Below are 17,037 nucleotides of genomic sequence, written 5' to 3'. Positions count from 1 at the left end.
TCATTACTTCACCGACTGCTTCGCCTTCTCAGCGAATTGATTGTTGACCAGTGTTTTATAATCCGCACGCTGCTTCAATTCTCCGGCAGCCTCCATCACATCCTGCAAATTGTTCCATTCCTGCTCGTCGATAATGCCATCGGCAGCGAATGAGCCCTGATCTTTATAGCGCTTGACGACCCAGCTTATAATTTGCTTATCGGTATCCTGGAAAAACGGAGTTATCGTGTCGGTAATCTCATCGACGCTGGCCGATTGCACCCAATTTTGCGCTTTTTGAATCGCATTGGTGAACTTTTGAATCGTATTGCTGTTTTTATCGATAAAGCTTTTCTTCGCCATGAAGACGGTATACGGCAATTTGCCGCTTTCTACACCGAAGGAAGCAATAACATACCCTTTTCCTTCCTTTTCTATCACTGTAGCCTGGGGCTCAAACAGCTGCACATACTCTCCCGTACCCGAAGCAAAAGCGGAAGGAATATTGGCAAAATCCACGTTCTGGATGAGATTCAGATCCTTCTGCGGGTTAATGCCATGCTTCTTCAAAGTAAATTCACCCGCCATTTGCGGCATACCGCCTTTACGCTGACCCAGAAACGTCTTGCCTTTCAATGTGTTCCAGTCAAAGGTACCGCTTTGCGGTTTGCGCGCCACAAGGAACGTACCGTCCGTCTGAGTCAATTGGGCAAAGTTGATAACCGGGTCGCCACTGCCCTGCTGCTGTACGTAAATCGACGTTTCTGAACCGACCAACGCCACATCAATCCCCCCGGAAAGAAGCGTCGTCATAGTCTTATCCCCGCCGGACGTTGTGGTCAGGTCTACTTCCAGCCCCTGCTCCTTGAAAAATCCTTTTGCGATCGCTACATACTCCGGTGCGTAGAATATGGACCTTGTAACTTCTCCGATCCGCACCTTCGTCACCTCTTCGGTCTTCTTGGGCCCGCAGGCGGTCAATGTCATAGCGGCCGCAAGAAGGATGGCTATGGCCGCACTCCATCTTTTCCTGTTCATAGGCAAGTCCCTCCATCTGTTTTCTTTGATGTGATAGTCTATGCACTAGCCCATAGAAAGGTTAAAGCAATAACTCTACAAAGCTGGGCTTGCCTTCGAAGCCGATTCAAGTGCTTTGATCAGAGAAACCCTAGAATCATAAGCTTTTTAATGTACAAAAAAAACCGCCTGTACTCTCACAAGAAGAGAGTAAGACGGTTTCGCTAATTTGCTTTAGAGACCCTAAGCAGTCGTAGGTACACGAGCTTCTGTACGTTGATTCGCTGTTGGCTGCTTGGCGGACGCCTCTGGTGCTTCCGGTTCCAGACCGACAGTTCTGCCCTTCCCGTAGGGAATGCACAGCGGTGTGCCATAGAACGGGTCCTTCAATACTTGACATTCCAGTTCGAATACTCCTTTGATCATGGCCTCCGTGACGATATCCTCCGGCTTCCCTTGAGCCCAGATAGCCCCATTCTTTACGGCAATCATATGATGTGCATACCGGCAAGCCAAATTAATATCATGAAGCACCATGACGACGGAACGGCGTTCCTTCTCATTCAGCTCATACAGCAGATCCAGCACCTCGACCTGGTGCGTCAAATCCAAATAGGTGGTAGGCTCATCCAGCAGAACCGTATCGGTTCCTTGGGCCAGAGTCATGGCAATCCACGCTCTTTGACGCTGACCGCCTGACAATGAGTCTACCGTACGCTCGCTGTATTCCGTCATGCCGGTCTTCTCCAGCGCCATGCGCACCATCCGCTCGTCTTCATGCGACCATTGTTGAAGCCAGCTTTGGTAGGGGTATCTCCCCTGTTTTACCAGCTGCAATACGGTAAGTCCTTCCGGAGCCGTTGGGCCTTGCGGCAATATCGCTAACCGTTTGGCAATCTCCTTGGTAGGAAGCTTAGCCAGCTCATGCCCGTCAAGAACAATCGTCCCTTTCTGCGGGTTTAGCAAGCGGGCCAAAGAACGGAGCAGCGTAGACTTCCCGCATCCGTTGCTGCCGATGAGCACGGTGATTTCTCCTTTTGGAATGTTCACACTCAAATCTTGAAATATAGGTACGGTTCCATAGGATAAGCTCAAGCCATTGGCTTCCAAAGCGTGCATCCGAAGTCATCTCCTTTAATCTTCATGAATGGCGGTTTTTATACAACAAATAGACGAAGAAAGGTGCGCCGATTACCGCCGTAAATACTCCTGCAGGGATATCAAGGGGCGAGAACAGCGTTCTTGCCGCCAAATCCGCTATTAGTAATATGAATGCGCCGACCAACGCCGACACAGGCAGTACTCCGCCGAAGGCCGGGCCAACGAGCTTGCGCGCTATATGCGGCGCCATCAAGCCGATAAAGCCGATCGTGCCTCCAATGGCTACTGCCGCTCCAGCTAACGCAACGCTGAGCAGAATAAGCAAAGCCCGTTTGGCCTGTACGGCGCTGCCCACTCCTGCGGCAATATCCTGCCCCAGCTCCTGCACGTTCACTTCCCTAGCCAAGAGCAGCACGATAGGCAGAAGCACGACGACCCAGGGAAGCATGACCCAGACATCCTTCTCCCAGGAAACCCCGTAAATGCTGCCCGTCATGAAGGTCATTGACTTATTGGCCAGAATGACAGGGCCGGAAATCATAAGCATGTAGGAAATGGAGCTGTAGGCCGAGGACATCCCGATCCCGATCATGACCATACGAAGCGGTGATACGCCCTTCTTCCAGGCCAGTATATAAATAAGGAACGTAGAGACAAAAGCACCTATAATGGCACTAAGCGGAAGCCACTGAATGCTCATCGTGCTGCCTAGGAAAAAGAAGAAGCATACCGCGCCAAGCGAAGCGCCCCCCGTAATACCGACAATATCGGGAGATGCCAGCGGGTTCCGGATCAATCCCTGAAGGATCGCACCGGATACCGCCAATGAAGCGCCGACTAATACGGCAATAATCATCCGCGGCAGTCGGAGTGAGTTCACAATCAATGTCTCGGTACCCGAGCCGACTCCGAATAACACTTTGATAACTTCGAGCGGCGCAATTTTTACGGAGCCAACACCGGTTCCTATAACAAACACAATCGCGTTAACGATGATCAAGCCTAATATGACCCATAACATTCTCTTACTAATAAGAAAAGAGAAGGCAGCTTTTTTACTGCGTACTGTCAAATACTTGCTCATACTACGATCTCCCTCCTTTACGTGCAATATACACGAAGAAAGGAACGCCGAGCAATGCGGTGACAACCCCTACAGGAACTTCCTTCGGCATCGCAATAAATCTGGAGCCCACATCGGCGGCAAGAATCAAGATGGCTCCGAGCACCGCACTATAAGGCACAAGCCAGCGGTAGTCGTTGCCTACCAAATAACGGGCAATATGCGGGATGATGATGCCTACGAAGACGACAGGCCCTGCTACGGCCACCGAGCCCCCTGCCAATATGACGATAATGACGGCTGCGGCAAGCTTTATGTAAGCCGTTCTTTGGCCAAGGCCTTTGGCGACATCGTCACCCATGGCCAAAATATTAATATGCCGGGCAAGAATCAAGGCTCCCACCAGAGCGATAACAAGGTATGGCGCTACAGCCCCTAGCATCCTCAGCTCTCTCCCTGCAACCGAGCCGACGAGCCAAATGAGCACCTGATCGAATGCTTTTCCGTTCGTCAGCAGGACGCCCTGCGTTAAAGAAGAGAAGAAGGCCGTGACGGCCGAACCAGCCAATGTAACCTTCACAGGGGTCAGCCCATCTCTTCCTAATGAACCGAGCATATACACGATACCCGCGCTTATAGCGGCACCCAGGAAAGCGACCCAAGTCAGCGTCATCATCGAAGCCGAAGGTCCGAAACCGACCAGCAGCACAATAAAAAAGGCGGCTCCCGAGTTGACGCCGAACAGGCTTGGCGAAGCCAGCGGATTTCTGGTTAGAGCCTGCATATACGCTCCGGCAACCGCCAGACTGGCACCAACCGCTATGGCGATAAGAGCCCTCGGTACTCTTGCGGTTTGAATAATCAGATGATCGTTAGAATTGTTAAAAGCCGTATAGGCCTCCACTACTGTATTCCAGGAATAATTATTTACCCCGAACATAACGCTGCATGCGCTGGAAACGGCACACAGTATCATAAAAAAGATAAGACCGGCTACTTTGGCCCGGGTACTTCGAAATAAAGCTTTCATGCAGATCCTCTTTTGTCTCTCTAGTAATATGATGAAGGAATAAATGGTTCTTTTTCATTCTATGAGAATCGTTATCAATTGTCAATGAATTTGAAAATCATTATCATGAATTTATGCAAAAAAGAAACCCGGCAGAGCTCTAATCTAAGCTCTTGCGCCAGGCTTCTTCCTATAAATATAACGTATCCCTTTATATGGGAGCGGATGCTTTACAGCTTATAGATGTCCGAGTATTTCTCTGTCAAATAATCCACCAGATAATCTGGGTTCAATTCTTCCCCGGTTACTTGCAGAATGATTTCGTTCGGTGACAGCTCTTTGCCATATTGATAAATCTTGTCGGTGAGCCATTCCTTGATCGGAAGCAGCTTTCCCCCTTCTATGAGCTGGTCAAAATCAGGCAGCTCCTTACGAAGCGTCCTCCCGATTTGCGCCGCGTACATGTTCCCGAGAGCATAAGACGGGAAGTAGCCGAACGAGCCTCCCGCCCAATGAACATCCTGCAGAACACCTTCTCCATCGTTGTTAGGAACGACGCCGAGGTATTCCTTATACTTCTCATTCCAAACATCCGGCAGATCCGCAACGCTTACGCTTTCGCTGAACAGCGCCTTCTCAATCTCATAGCGAACCATAATATGTAAGTTATACGTGAGCTCATCCGCTTCAATACGAATCAACGAAGGCTTCACTTCGTTCGTCGCTCGGTAATAATCTTCCACGGAGACCAAATCGAATTGACCCGGGTAATTTTGCTGCAAATCGCCGAAATAACGTCTCCAGAACGGACGGCTGCGGCCGATCATATTTTCCCAGAAGCGGGACTGCGACTCATGAATGCCCATCGACGTGCCCGTACAGAGCGGTGTTCCAATGAGCTCCGGCGAAATATTCTGCTCATACAACGCATGGCCACCTTCATGAATGGTTCCGAAAAGTGCGCTGTTCACGTCATCGAGCAAATACCGCGTGGTGATTCTTACATCCCCCGGGTTCAGCCCCGTAGCAAACGGATGCACCGTTTCATCCAGCCGTCCCGCTTCAAAATCATATCCCATCTGCTTCAGAATGAACAAGCTGAACTGCTTTTGCTTCTCCTTCTCAAACGTTTGCTGAAGAAATCCGGTCGACGGCTTGTGATTCGACTGCTGGATAGCAGCCAGAAGCGGAACCACCTTCTCCCGCAAAGCGCCGAATACCTGATCCAGCTTGGATACAGTCATTCCGGGCTCGTACATATCCAGCAGCGTATTGTATTTATGTCCCTCATAGCCCCATAGCTTAATGAATTCCAGATTGGTCGCCACGATCTTCTCCAAGTACGGCTGGAACATCTTATAATCGGATGCTTCCTTCGCTTCCTCCCACACGGATTCGGCCTGCGAGGTCAATACGACGTATTCCTGATGCAGCTTTTGCGGAATTTTTTTGCTTCGGTCATATTCCTTTTTGCATTCATCGACGATCGTGCGATCCGTTCGGCTGAGCCGCGCATAGGTATCCCGTTCTTTGAAATATTCCAGCATCTCTCCCATTTGCTCAGACACAGACAAGGCGAAATATTCCCCTGATAGCATACCGACAACTTCCGAACGGGTCGCAATGCCTTTCTTGGGCGCTCCTGTCCTCATGTCCCAATATAAGAGGCCAATGGCTTCCTCGTAGCTCTTCATTTTTTTCAAATATTCCTTGAAATCTGTAAGCTTCTGTTCAAATCCTGGCTTACTCATTGGACAGCACCCCTTTCAAAGCGATATCTAAATGATACTTCGTCTGGAAAAGAGAAGCAACTCGACTCCTGCTATAAGCTCGAAGACATCCAAGGGCCATATATGCTACAATAATGGGTACAAAAAAGGAGAGGACTACTTATGCATATTACTTTTACAGAGCAAGCTGTCGAACAACTGCAAAAACATCAAATCAATGGGCAAGAGAAGCTGAAGCTGGTGTACGATTCGGAAGGATGCGGATGCGCGGTGAGCGGCGTTCCTACTTTATGGATTGTCGATAAGGCGGATGATCGTGACCTGACTGCGGAGGGTACCCCTTACGAGGTATTGTATGAGAAAAAGCATGAGGTCTATTTTGAAGAGCGAATGACTCTGGGTTACAACGACAATGGAGGCTATATTCTAAAAAGCAGCGGCCAAATCTACAATGCCTACATGCGCCTGATTGATAAAAGAACCCACTAACTGCCGGGGCAAGAGAGGCGCGACCAGCACTTCGACATGTATCGAAGCTGGCCGTGCACTGCCCTCAGCAGTTAGTCAGCCGATACGACGTCCAGCTTGCCTGTAGCCGGATCAATGATCAGGCCGTGAACCGGAATATCTGGTACGAGCGGATGATGCTTAATGAGATTCACGCTGTTTTTAACACTTTCAGCTACATCGTCAAATCCTCTCAACCATCTCTCGATGTTCAGACCCGAATACTCAAGAGTTTGGAGCGTTTCTTCCTTGATGCCGCGCTCAACAAATTTCTTCTTGGTTGCTTCCGGATTCAAGTGGCTCATACCGCAATCGTAGTGTCCGATGACAAACACTTCGTCAGCGCCCAATTCATAAATGGCTACGATCAAGCTGCGCATGATGCCTCCGAATGGAGTGGATACAACGCCGCCGGCCGCCTTGATCATTTTCACGTCACCGTTCTTAATATTCATGCTAGCCGGCAGAAGCTCGATTAACCGGGTATCCATGCAGGTTAGAATAACGAACTTCTTGTCCGGGAACTTGGACGTCAAGTAAGGCTCGTATTTCTTCTCCTCGACAAAGAACCGATTGTACTCAAGAATTTCCTGTAGTAATTTACTCATAGAACTTCACACCTCTTCTGATAGCCGTTTACAGAAACTGTCTCAACAGATTGTCCTGTGAGAATTACTTTATCGCTTTTCAGCGTTATTTTCAAGAAAAAATACTCCTTTATTTGCAAACTTTAGTCACTTTTTCTCTACCTCCAATTTATTTTCTAACAGGCGAATCAGCCTTTGCTCTACGTTGTTTGATGACTTTCTTGCAGGATCCGATGGGGGCAATGGAGCATCAGAGTCCGCATTGCTGCTTTCCTGAGCGTTGTGCTCCTGATGACCCTGCTCTTGACGGCGAAGCTGGAACTCCCGAACCATACGTTCCCTTTCCTCCTTATTCAGCTCATCCATATCCTTCCTGTCCTTCATCGCCTGAATATGATCATGAACACTGTTTTGATAATCCGTAACAAACCGCCTCTGCTCGACAGTCAGAATGCCTACGATGATCTGCTGTTCGGCCATGGACAGCTCGCCCACAATGCTATTGCGTCTGACCGCAGGAAGCAGCTCCTCGGCTTGTTTTCTATTAATCGCAAGATGATCCTGTTTATCCATTTGAACCAGACCTTGAAACAGAATCACCATTTCCCTTTCCTTGTCGCTCTGGACATCTTCCTGTTTCATCGTTGAGGCGGACTGCTGCGACGGTTTGACCGGTTCTTTCCTGACACATCCGGCCAACAGGGCTGCGGCGATACATATCCATATTCCCAACCGGGTGAAACAAGTGAACATAAGCCACCCCCTGTATCAAGGACGCTGCCGTCCATTTCGAACAAGCGGTTCTCCATGGATTATCGTCTGCCGACGTCTCTACCATGGAAACGTGACCGCGTAGCGGCGGAATAATGATCGTAAAGGAAGCAATCGTTTGCAAGGCCTTCTCATGTATGGCCACACTTCCCCATGCGAAAAAAAATCCCGCTCTATTCGTATAGAGACAGGATACTTGCTAACTTTGATGAAATTATGAGTGATTTGTGAAAATTATGTAAAAATCACATCTCCTCACTCAACGGAAACGTCAGCTTGAAATCGGTCCCGGCGCCGGGTTTGCTGGTCACGCTGATGCTCCCTTTCATCCCGCTGACCAGATGCTTGACGATGGTAAGGCCAAGACCAGTTCCGCCCGATACCGAGGTACGGGAATGCTCCACCTTATAGAAACGGTCCCAGATTCGATGAAGCTCCTCCTGCTCCATCCCGATACCTGTATCCCTGACCCAGATGACGGCCTGATCGCCTTCCTTGTACATTTCTACCGTGATGATCCCGCCTGTCGGCGTAAATTGAATCGCATTATAGATTAAATTTTGCATGACTTGAATAAACCTGTCTGTGTCCAGCTCGACCATAACGGGTTCTTCCTTATATGGAATCAACTCGTGAAGCACCAGCTGCTTCTCGTGAATCGGGGATTTCATGAGCGTAAGAACATGGCCCAGCACTTCGTTTAACGAGATCGGCCTCGTCTGAAATACATCGCTGCCGTTTTGAATTCTTGCCAGATCCAGGAGGTCGTTCACAAGACGCTGCAGCCGCTGTACCTCATTGTCGCATATTTTCAAATAATGATCATATTTCTCTACGGGAATGACCTTGTCATTCATTGCAATAATGAAGCCGCGCAATGTCGTTAGCGGGGATCTCAGCTCATGGGATACATTAGCGAGGAACTCCTGCCGCGCATCCTCCCATTGAACCAGTTGGTCCACCATGAAGTTAAAGCTCTTCGCCAACTCGCCGACCTCGTCCTCCGATGTGACAGGCACACGCGTGGAGAAATCCCCTCCGGCCACCTCAAGCGCCGCACGGTTCATCTGCTGGAGCGGTCCGGCCAGCTTGCGGGATAAAATAAACAGAATGATAGCAACGGCAATCAACGAGAAAACCAGCGGGACAATGATATTCCAGCGCACGGTAGCCAGCGCCTCGCTAACCTCCAGTATCGGAACATTCAAAAACACAACGATCGGCTGTCCGTTCATTTGCGCAGGGGCATAATACGTCAATATCCCTTCCCGCGGCCGGTGCTCAAACTTGTATTGTCCCGCAACAAAGCCGGTCTGGCCCTTCAGTCCTTCGATAAACAAGCTGTCCATCGCACTCGGTATGACCGTGCCCTCCCGCTCCGACGATCCGTTCAGCACATTTCCTTTGGCATCGATCAGCCACACCTGGCCGTTAATGCTTCTAGCGATAATTCTAATGCCGAAGCGAAGCTCCCGAGTCGAGATCGTCCCGTCCGCAACGGAAGGCAGCAGCTTGGTCACTTCGGCCATCCGCGAAGAAAGCAAATCCTTCTTGTCCTTATATAAAAGATCTGTGAAATAACTGTTCCAAAAAAGCGCCAATCCGATAAAAAACAGGATACATGTCGCCAGAAACGATAAAAAGATCTTGATATAAAAGCTTCGGTACCAGCGTTTAAGCATGACGGGAGACCTCGAAGGAGTATCCTATGCCCCATAAAGTTTGAATGGCCCAGTCGGGATTCGTGCCGAGCTTCTTGCGCAAATTTTTGACATGGGCATCGACTGTTCGCGTGCCGCCGCTAAAGTCAAAATTCCACACGTACCCGAGCAAATCTTCCCTCGAGTAGACTCGGCCCGGGTTGGAAGCCAAGAAATGGAGCAGTTCAATTTCTTTGGGCGTCAGATCTATCCGCTCCCCTCCGATCGTCACTTTATACTGTTCCGGGTCCACCATGAGTGTCCCTATCCGAAGAATGGTTTTGAGAGGTTTCGCCGAGGATGACATCACAGAAGCGGTCTGCGCCTGCGTTCTGCGAAGCACAGCCTTGATTCGGGCGATGAGCTCGTTAGGATCGAACGGTTTGACAATATAGTCATCTACACCGAGGTTAAACGCCCTCAGCTTATCGATCGATTCCCCCTTGGCCGTCAGGAAAATAATAGGCGTAGCTGACAGCGGCCCCGGTTCATTGCGGATATCACTGCATAGCTCGAAGCCCGACTTGTCTGGCAGCATGACGTCCAGCAGTACGATATCCGGCGTCTGCTCCCGAATCATCTGCATCACATCATTGCCTCTATACACGATAAAAGGCTCGTAGCCTGCATGCTCCAGATATAATCGGATCACTTCTACAATATTCGGTTCATCGTCTACGACGACGACTTTGCCAAGCTTCGTCAGACTGGTCATGAGGATCTACCCCGCTGCTGCGCTTTATTCAAACGGCTTTGCTCCCTTTCTGCAATAACAGAGCTCCGGTCACGAAGCTTATGCTTATGAATCAGCCTTCCATTGGAGAAGTCGCTGGCACACTGCCAATGCAGACTGCTTTCCTCGCAGCGCTTTCTGCAAGCCTCTACAAGCTGTACATCCGTTAAAGGCAGATTGATATCTTCGAAAACGGGAGCTTCGGCAGCTAGCTGGGTCAGCCGTTCCTGAAGCATTGACCTTAGCGATTTCGGATCAATGCCAAGCGCTTGCATTCCTTCGTCAGTCAGATTCGTCATAGCGCTGGCCATCATTTTTCGCGCTCCGTTCAGGTTATTTCTCCGTTGATGGTAGAGTGCAACGGCAATTTGAATAAGCCCGACATAGCAAGAAGCCAGCGGGTCTCCCGGATGCTCCTTCCAGTAAGCTTCCATAACCTCATGGCATTCGAAATAATCGCGTTCCGCGTGGAAATAAATTAAATAATCGATATAAGCTTGAGGATATTGTGACATAAAGCAACCGCCTCTTATGGTTGAATAATAGTTTTTATATATATTACTAGTACCATTGTACCAAGAAGGGATAAAAACTGAAACCTTTGACCAGATTATTCGTAGTAACTTTTAGAAACGCTCTATTTTTACAAAATTACTTGGAGGGTCAAGACTATGTGGAAACGATTATCAATCATCATGATGGCTTGTGCCGTAGCTTTCTCGTTCAGTGCGGTTGGCGTTGCGGATGCGGCTAAGTACAAGTCGCCGAAGAAGAGCTACAGCCCGAGCAACACGACGCAAACACCGAATAGTGGTGTGAACAAGAACGATCCTGCTGCTTCGAAGCAGACGACCAACGGAACGACGAATCCTACGACAGCTACCAAGCCTGGATTTTTTAGCGGCGGCGGCTTCTTCAAGGGGATGCTCATCGGCGGTCTGGCCGGCATGCTGTTCGGCGGATTGTTCGGCAACATGGGAATGCTAGGCAATATTCTCGGATTGCTGGTCAACATCTTGGCGATCTTCGCTCTGATTGCCATCGTGGTCAAGCTGGTACAATATTTCCGGGATAAGCGCAAATTCAACAACCAGCCTAAACGCTATTAATTCTGAAAGAAACGGCGAGGTCCTAGTATTATGAGATTATCGGAACAGGATATTATTAATGCGATTTGCGTTCATTTTGCGGAGCGCAAGCAAATTCAGCCTAATCAGGTTGAAGTGGAGCTAATGTTTGACGATGATTACGGCTTTTCCGCCGAAGTGTTCTCGGAAGGCAGAAGTCAAATTATTATCGCCGCCAACATCCTGGAGGCGATCGAGCGGTATTTGCTGACTCAGATGAACATCCGGGTATTCCGCGATCAAATCCAGCTGAAACTTGAAGATGAGATCGTCGCGGATATAGCCTAACTGTCACGCCCCCAAGCAAGAGCCATTCAGCTCCTGCCTGGGGGTTTTTTGTATTGCAAAAGCTGCGAATCTTACTTTCTACTAATTACCATCGCAACTTCTTAGGGTGGTAGAGCGTTTAATAGGATAGATTTAGTAGAAAGAGGCTGATGCATGTTGAATCGCAAGACCGTACTGATCGTATCTGTCATGGCTTTGTTCCTTTCTTCCGCTGGACATGCTATGGCTGCGGACAAGACGTCCAAGTACCGGGTCTATCAGGACGACCGGATTTTGCTCGAAACCTCCGATTATAAGACTGCGGAGAACTATGCTAAGCAATTTGCCAGCAGTCACGTGGAAGATATTGCTTCCCGCAAATGGCTATGGAACAACTACCCCCGCTATAAAGTATATCAAAACGGCTACAGCCGCTCCTCCTGGGAATTCGCAACGTTGGACCAGGCCAAACGGGAAGCGGCTAACTGGACGCATGCCAGCATAAGAGACCTGCAATCGGATGGCTGGGTATGGAATAATTACCCTAAATATCAGGTATACCAAGGGGATAACACCATGTCCTCCTGGCAGTTCGCGACGTTAGACGAAGCTAAGGCGGAAGCGGCCAAATGGAGCAATTCCCACATTATTGATTTGACCAATCACCAGTGGGTATGGGATAACCTATCCGCCGATACCAAGGCTGCGCTCCGTTCCGGAGATCGAATCTATCGCGTCTACCAAGGAGCGAATACAAGCGACGCATGGTCGTTCGCTTACCTGGAAGACGCTATCCAGGAATCTTTGAAATGGTCCAACTCGACCGTTGTGAACAGCTCGAAGGGGAATCAAATCGTATTTTCCAACGTCAAGACGTATAAGGTGTATCAATACAACCAGTATTTGGACTCCTTCCTGAACGTAGAGGATGCTATCCGTTACGCTCAGCAGTATGCCCATACGAATATTGTGAATGAGGATCCGGGACAGCCAGGCTCCAAGCCGGTCATATGGTCTAATTATCCGTATTATCAGGTATATCAGAGTGATAACTGGATCTCGGACTCCTCCAGCATTACGAATGCGGTCAGCTATGCGATGGGCTACAGCAACGCGTCCATCCGCCTTCTGGATGACGGCACCAAGATCTGGGACAATTTCAGCAAGCTGCAATTTTGGGGCTGGAACGGAAGCTCCAGCAATGATACGATCCGGAGTCAGGTCAGCAACACTGCCGGGCTGGATGTCGTTTCACCGACCTACTTTACATTAGCGGATGCTTCAGGCGCTTTAACGGATACGTCGAACAAGGATACGGTTGCGTGGCTTAAAGCCCAGGGCTACTCGGTTCAGCCGCTAGTGAGCAATCAGTTCGATTCCGCGCTGACTACTCAATTCCTGTCCAGTGCAGACGCACAGACTAAATTCATTAATGCTATAGTTAACAAAGCGTCCGCTCTTGGCGTCAACGGCTTGAATATCGATTTTGAGAGCTTATCGGGCAAAGATCGGGCCGCATACACCGGCTTCATTCAAAAATTGACCGACACCGCCCACCAGAAAGGGCTCCTGATTTCCATCGACCTGCCTCGCGGCAGCGCCAAATGGAATGCCCAAACCGCATTCGACCATGAAAAGCTCGGCAGCATTGTCGACTATATTATCACCATGACGTATGACCAGCATTGGAAAGGAAGTACGGAAGCCGGCTCCGTTGCAGGCTTGCAGTGGGTAGAGGAAGGAATTCAGGAATTTCTCGCTTACGGCATCCCGCGGGACAAGCTGATCATCGGCATTCCGTTCTATGTTCGTGAATGGCAGATTGACAGCTCCGGTAATCTTGTTAATAACCGCGCGCTATTAATGAAAGATTTGCCTGCCCTGATGGCAAGCAAAAATGCGACGAAAACATGGGATGACAAGTTCCAGCAGTATCGGGTGCAATATACTCAGGATGGGGATACCTACGTATTCTGGCTGGAAAATGAGGATACGGTCAAAGCCCGTCTGGAATTGGCCAAGAAATACAATTTGGCTGGCGTTGCCGCTTGGCGTCTAGGCTATGATACAGCCGATCTGTGGAAAACAATGATTCAGGAAAAATAATGATGGCATAAGAAAACCTCACAAAATTAGCCTTGGCTTTGACGCAGCTTCAGGTACTTTGCGGGAGTCCCGAACTTATATTATTTTCTATGTAAAAAAGCTCCAAACGATGCGACGAATTGTTGTCGCTATCCGTTTGGAGCTTTGTTCTTTCCAGTAGGTCCGGATGCCAAGCAAACGGCCTGGGTCTACGCTCTCATGGTCCCTGCTGCATTTTGAAATAGGTCTGCACCGTTTATTTGCATGAACCGTTTAAATGATTTCACGTCACGAGGAGCTTGCTTCCCTTGTCTCAAGGATTCAGGCAGCGCGCTCCATAATTCCAGAAGTATGGGCTGCTCTAAGCCGAGTATCCTCAGCTCCTCTTCTTGGCGAAATATTTCATACGGTGTCCCTTCCCTCACGCACCGGCCTTTATCCATGACTAATACCCAATCAGCCCAGGCATAGGCCAAATTCATATCATGTGTAGCCATGACGACCGTAATGCCTTGCAGGTGTATGCGGTCGAGCTCTTCTATCAGCTGCTGCTCGGAACGCCGGTCCAAATAGGCAGTCGGCTCGTCCAGCAGCAGCAGCTCAGGTTCCAGCGCCAATACACCGGCCAGCGCAACCCTTTTCTTTTGCCCCAGGCTCAAGTGATGCATCGGTTGATCCGCGAGCTGCTCCAGCTCCATAGCGACGAGCAGCTGATTCGTTCGGCGGGCAATCTCCTCTTCCCTCATACCGGCATTACGCAATCCGTAAGAGATATCCTCTGCGGGAGTATTCAATATCAGCTGCTGCTCGGGGTCCTGGAATACGAGGCCGATCTGCTGCCTGAGCTGCCTGAGTGTACCTCGATCATAGGAAAGCGGCTTCCCCTTCCAGACCAGCTCTCCTTCCACCGGACGATGAATGCCAATGGCCTGTAAAAAAAAGGTAGACTTCCCCGAGCCATTATGGCCGCAGATCGCCGTTTTTTTCCCCTCAGGTATATTCACGTTCAGATTCTGAAGCGCCTGAGAGGCTGTGCCCGGGTAGCTGTAGCTTAGACCACGTGCTTCCAATATCGATTTCATCCGATTTCCCTCCATCTAAGCCAGCATTCCAACCCTGCCAGCAAAATCCAACCGATGCTGCCTTCCCACTTATACCTTGCCGGTACCTCCCCGCCTTGGTAAGGGGCCATTCGAATCTCTTCGGTGAAGCCCCGGGATACCATTCCGTTCGCCAGCCCTTGATAGCGCTGCATGGTTTTGGCAAACATCCGGGCGATTAGCAGTGCTGTGTCCCTCAGCCTTCCTGTGAAGCCCTGCTGCCCTCCTCTGGCCCGTTGAGCGGTATACATGTCATGAGCCGTATCCAGAAGAAGAAACAAGAAGCGATAAGTGATCAGCATCAATTCGAGCACCAGAGAAGGCACCCGCAGCTTTTTCATGACCTGGAACAGCTCCGGCATGGGAGTAGTCAGAATCAACAGCATGGATGCGGCTACGCAAGCCATAATTCGGCACAGCAGCTTCACCGTCAGCTCTACGCCCGACGGATTCAAACTCAGAGACCAATGAGAATAAGCGAGCAGCGTCAGGCCTTCTGCCCGGAACTGCCCTTGTTCAAACGAATGAATTTCCAACAATAAAGCGGGCAAGCTTGCTGCAAACAATAGAAGCGAACTGAACAGAAGTGAACTATATAACCTGAGCGGAACCTTGGCATAACCCGCAATCCAAGCCGAGATCCAGATGAACATCAACAGCTGAACAACAGGATGAGACAGATAGGACAGCAGGAGCAAAAGAGCAGCGAAACCGCTTTTCCACATGGGAGAAACGGCTCGCAGCTTATTGCTATAAGAAATGACGTCGATTTGTTTAATCATGGTTACGCTTGGTCGCTCTTCCTTTGAATAAACCGATCGTGTATCCGATAAATCCGGCTCCCAGGGCGGCCTGCAGGGCAAACAGCATGCTTTCCGTTTCCGGAGGAGGCTCTATGAAGGAAGAGAACCAAGGTTCGTAGGACGGATGGAGCGATTTGATCACTTCCTCGGCCGCATCATCCGCGCCTCCGAAATCCCCTTTGACAAGCAGCAATGGTAAAGCGGCCAATAAGACTACGGCAGCCAGTATCTGCATATTTTTCGAGCTGGTTTTCATGATTCGCGGGCTCCTTTCATTTTGCGTTGAAGCAGGGACAATTCATTCGGGCTGTAAGCTTGAAGCCAGTTCCAGATCAATACCGTCAGAAGGCCTTCACTGATAGCCAGAGGGATTTGGGTAATGGCAAAAATACCACCGAATTTCACGAAGGAAGCCGCGATACCCCCCTGCTCCGCCGGGAATGCCAGCGCCAGCTGCAAGGAAGTGACTACATAGGTAGATAAATCTGCCAAAGCCGCTGCTATGAAAATGGACCATTTTTGTTTCCCTGTCGCCTGCATCATCCATCTATAGACAAAATACCCTACGACCGGTCCGGCCACAGCCATCGAAAAAGCGTTGGCTCCCAGCGTCGTTAAACCGCCATGCGCCAAAAGCAAGGCTTGAAACAGCAATACAATGGAGCCTAATACGCTCATCGGCAGAGGGCCGAACATCACGGCTCCTAGACCGGTTCCGGTCGGATGCGAGCTGCTGCCTGTGACCGAAGGGATCTTCAGTGCAGATAATACGAAGGTAAATGCTCCGGCCAAGCCCAGCATAATTTTGAGCTCAGGGGTTTCTTTCGTAATACGGATTAAAGCTCTCAGGCCAAGAATAAAGAAAGGAATGAAGACGACCCACCAAAATACAGCCCAGCCGAGCGGCAAAAAGCCCTCCATAATATGCATGGCATACGCCGATTGCGGCTCATTGACCATCAGGTACAAGACGAACCCTAACACCAGCAGCAGGCTGCTGCCCCATTTTCTTCTACTCATCCGATACATCCTCCATCATTAATGTGATGAAACAAAAAGACCTATCCAGCAGGATAGGTCACGGGTACGTGTGAAAATACGACAACACCTCTAATGTTTGCCGATTCATTCTCGTACACCTCTCCTTTCCGCGAAGGGATCTGGGTGCATACCATCAGGTAGGTCTCCTGGCTTACGGATCTTCGCTTCCTTCGCCTTCCCCGGTCGTTACACCGAGTGACATGATGAAAGATACTCCCCGTTTACAGTGGCGGGACCGCTCGGGATTTGCACCCGATTCCCTGTTACCCTTTGTCTTCACAAAGGCACCTAATGGATATTCATGCTCCAATAATATTAGTACAGCTATTCCATATTCGTGGCATGTCGTCAAATTCCTTCTTGGAATACAAAAAACCTCCTTGATAAAAAAAGGAGGCTTTCCGTTAAGGAGATAGT

The 17,037-nt window shown here is 49.6% G+C and carries 18 protein-coding genes and 1 riboswitch; of the genes, 4 read left to right on the top strand and 14 right to left on the bottom strand.

The window, feature by feature from the left end; genetic code table 11:
• Positions 1 to 3 precede the first annotated feature (3 nt).
• From GGC63_RS05800 to GGC63_RS05780, 5 genes are all read right to left on the bottom strand, one after another.
• On the bottom strand, positions 4 to 1,017 hold the full coding sequence (locus tag GGC63_RS05800) for an ABC transporter substrate-binding protein (RefSeq protein ID WP_192701507.1): 1,014 nt from the start codon (positions 1,015 to 1,017) through the stop codon (positions 4 to 6).
• A 222-nt stretch (positions 1,018 to 1,239) separates the two neighbouring features.
• The gene (locus GGC63_RS05795; protein ID WP_079909066.1) at positions 1,240 to 2,115 is read right to left on the bottom strand and encodes an ABC transporter ATP-binding protein; all 876 of its coding nucleotides are present in this window, start codon (positions 2,113 to 2,115) and stop codon (positions 1,240 to 1,242) included.
• Positions 2,116 to 2,137: 22 nt separating this feature from the next.
• Positions 2,138 to 3,181 (bottom strand): FecCD family ABC transporter permease, encoded by a 1,044-nt coding sequence (locus GGC63_RS05790; RefSeq protein WP_079909065.1) that lies wholly within the window; start codon positions 3,179 to 3,181, stop codon positions 2,138 to 2,140.
• Between the two features lies 1 nt (position 3,182).
• The gene (locus GGC63_RS05785; protein ID WP_192701506.1) at positions 3,183 to 4,190 is read right to left on the bottom strand and encodes a FecCD family ABC transporter permease; all 1,008 of its coding nucleotides are present in this window, start codon (positions 4,188 to 4,190) and stop codon (positions 3,183 to 3,185) included.
• Positions 4,191 to 4,399: 209 nt separating this feature from the next.
• Entirely contained in the window at positions 4,400 to 5,920 is a 1,521-nt protein-coding gene (locus GGC63_RS05780) for a carboxypeptidase M32 (protein ID WP_192701505.1), read from the bottom strand.
• Between the two features lie 141 nt (positions 5,921 to 6,061).
• Here GGC63_RS05780 and GGC63_RS05775 point away from each other — a divergent pair, with 141 nt between their 5' ends.
• Complete coding sequence (locus GGC63_RS05775; RefSeq protein WP_192701504.1) at positions 6,062 to 6,388, top strand: iron-sulfur cluster biosynthesis family protein; 327 nt, start codon at positions 6,062 to 6,064, stop codon at positions 6,386 to 6,388.
• 71 nt (positions 6,389 to 6,459) lie between these two features.
• On the opposite strand, the gene GGC63_RS05770 is transcribed toward GGC63_RS05775, so the two are convergent.
• The 5 genes from GGC63_RS05770 to GGC63_RS05750 form a co-directional block, all read right to left on the bottom strand.
• Positions 6,460 to 7,014: a beta-class carbonic anhydrase gene (locus tag GGC63_RS05770; protein WP_079909061.1), complete on the bottom strand. Its 555-nt coding sequence runs from the start codon at positions 7,012 to 7,014 to the stop codon at positions 6,460 to 6,462.
• A gap of 126 nt (positions 7,015 to 7,140) precedes the next feature.
• The gene (locus GGC63_RS05765; protein WP_192701503.1) at positions 7,141 to 7,746 is read right to left on the bottom strand and encodes a hypothetical protein; all 606 of its coding nucleotides are present in this window, start codon (positions 7,744 to 7,746) and stop codon (positions 7,141 to 7,143) included.
• A 263-nt stretch (positions 7,747 to 8,009) separates the two neighbouring features.
• Positions 8,010 to 9,446: a sensor histidine kinase gene (locus GGC63_RS05760; RefSeq protein WP_192701502.1), complete on the bottom strand. Its 1,437-nt coding sequence runs from the start codon at positions 9,444 to 9,446 to the stop codon at positions 8,010 to 8,012.
• Positions 9,439 to 10,179 carry a response regulator transcription factor gene (locus tag GGC63_RS05755; RefSeq protein ID WP_079909058.1) on the bottom strand — a complete coding sequence of 247 codons (741 nt, stop codon included), beginning with the start codon at positions 10,177 to 10,179 and terminating at the stop codon, positions 9,439 to 9,441. Before GGC63_RS05755 ends, GGC63_RS05760 begins: the two co-directional genes overlap by 8 nt.
• Positions 10,176 to 10,712: a DUF309 domain-containing protein gene (locus GGC63_RS05750; protein ID WP_192701501.1), complete on the bottom strand. Its 537-nt coding sequence runs from the start codon at positions 10,710 to 10,712 to the stop codon at positions 10,176 to 10,178. The genes GGC63_RS05755 and GGC63_RS05750 overlap by 4 nt, the downstream gene beginning before the upstream one ends.
• Before the next feature lie 156 nt (positions 10,713 to 10,868).
• Between GGC63_RS05750 and GGC63_RS05745 the strand changes: the two genes are divergently transcribed.
• The 3 genes from GGC63_RS05745 to GGC63_RS05735 all read left to right on the top strand — a co-directional run bounded on the left by GGC63_RS05745 (position 10,869) and on the right by GGC63_RS05735 (position 13,697).
• Positions 10,869 to 11,306 (top strand): hypothetical protein, encoded by a 438-nt coding sequence (locus GGC63_RS05745; RefSeq protein ID WP_079909056.1) that lies wholly within the window; start codon positions 10,869 to 10,871, stop codon positions 11,304 to 11,306.
• 30 nt (positions 11,307 to 11,336) lie between these two features.
• Complete coding sequence (locus tag GGC63_RS05740) at positions 11,337 to 11,612, top strand: YxcD family protein (RefSeq protein WP_079909055.1); 276 nt, start codon at positions 11,337 to 11,339, stop codon at positions 11,610 to 11,612.
• Positions 11,613 to 11,765: 153 nt separating this feature from the next.
• Positions 11,766 to 13,697 carry a glycosyl hydrolase family 18 protein gene (locus GGC63_RS05735; RefSeq protein ID WP_225947986.1) on the top strand — a complete coding sequence of 644 codons (1,932 nt, stop codon included), beginning with the start codon at positions 11,766 to 11,768 and terminating at the stop codon, positions 13,695 to 13,697.
• Positions 13,698 to 13,885: 188 nt separating this feature from the next.
• Here GGC63_RS05735 and GGC63_RS05730 read toward each other — a convergent pair whose 3' ends face one another.
• From GGC63_RS05730 to GGC63_RS05715, 4 genes are read right to left on the bottom strand one after another with little or no spacing between them, the layout of a single operon-like run.
• Entirely contained in the window at positions 13,886 to 14,758 is an 873-nt protein-coding gene (locus tag GGC63_RS05730) for an energy-coupling factor ABC transporter ATP-binding protein (RefSeq protein WP_192701500.1), read from the bottom strand.
• Positions 14,755 to 15,558, bottom strand: a complete 804-nt coding sequence (cbiQ, locus tag GGC63_RS05725) for a cobalt ECF transporter T component CbiQ (RefSeq protein WP_192701499.1) — start codon at positions 15,556 to 15,558, stop codon at positions 14,755 to 14,757. The genes GGC63_RS05730 and cbiQ overlap by 4 nt, the downstream gene beginning before the upstream one ends.
• Positions 15,551 to 15,835, bottom strand: coding sequence for an energy-coupling factor ABC transporter substrate-binding protein (locus tag GGC63_RS05720; RefSeq protein ID WP_192701498.1), 285 nt, complete (start codon positions 15,833 to 15,835; stop codon positions 15,551 to 15,553). The genes cbiQ and GGC63_RS05720 overlap by 8 nt, the downstream gene beginning before the upstream one ends.
• Positions 15,832 to 16,599, bottom strand: coding sequence for an energy-coupling factor ABC transporter permease (locus tag GGC63_RS05715; RefSeq protein ID WP_192701497.1), 768 nt, complete (start codon positions 16,597 to 16,599; stop codon positions 15,832 to 15,834). Before GGC63_RS05715 ends, GGC63_RS05720 begins: the two co-directional genes overlap by 4 nt.
• Before the next feature lie 139 nt (positions 16,600 to 16,738).
• Positions 16,739 to 16,927, bottom strand: a riboswitch (cobalamin riboswitch).
• Positions 16,928 to 17,037: the final 110 nt, after the last annotated feature.

The sequence above is a fragment of the Paenibacillus sp. OAS669 genome (genome assembly GCF_014873645.1).
In the GTDB taxonomy this organism is placed as follows: domain Bacteria; phylum Bacillota; class Bacilli; order Paenibacillales; family NBRC-103111; genus Paenibacillus_S; species Paenibacillus_S vulneris.
This window is presented reverse-complemented; position numbering and strand designations above follow the sequence as displayed.